We start from the raw sequence: 565 nt of genomic DNA on the forward strand, positions 1-565 counted from the left end.
AAAGAAGTCCTTAGCGCTGGTTTTCTAGGATGAGATTAGCGGTCGCATCCCTGATTCCCAACGAAAAGGACATTCGCCATGATAGCCGATTTCACCGATTTCTGCACTTGGGTCTATTGCCTCGTCGACGACTTTGTCCGGCCGCTGGCTCCCTTGCTGCGACGAACCGGCCCCGAGCCGGAATGTTCCGACTCCGAACTGATCGCCATGGCCGTCATCGGCGAATGCCGGGGATGGCATCGCGAAACGGAACTGCTCGCCGCCCTGAGGGATTACAAGCATCTGTTTCCGCGTCAGCCGGGCCAGAGCCGGTTTAACCGACGGCGACGGGCATTGGGGGGCGTGCTGGCCATGATCCATCAGGCGGTCGTCGCGGCCCTCGACTGGTCAGGCCAGCAATTGTGCCTGATCGACAGTATGCCGGTGACGGTTGTGCAGTTCCACAACCGGGGCAAGGCCAGCCGGGTCGCATGGGAGCCGGCCGGGGCGTCGATCGGCTTCAACAGCACGAAACGCCGCTGGTTTTTCGGGTACAAACTGCATGTGCTGGCGACGGCCGACGGGG

The 565-nt window shown here is 61.6% G+C and carries 1 pseudogene; it reads left to right on the plus strand.

Going from position 1 to position 565, the window contains the following annotated elements:
• Positions 1 to 78 precede the first annotated feature (78 nt).
• Positions 79 to 565, plus strand: a pseudogene (locus tag BGIM_RS65790) (IS982 family transposase); the annotation flags it as partial.

Source organism: Zavarzinella formosa DSM 19928, from assembly GCF_000255705.1.
Classification (GTDB): Bacteria; Planctomycetota; Planctomycetia; order Gemmatales; family Gemmataceae; genus Zavarzinella; species Zavarzinella formosa.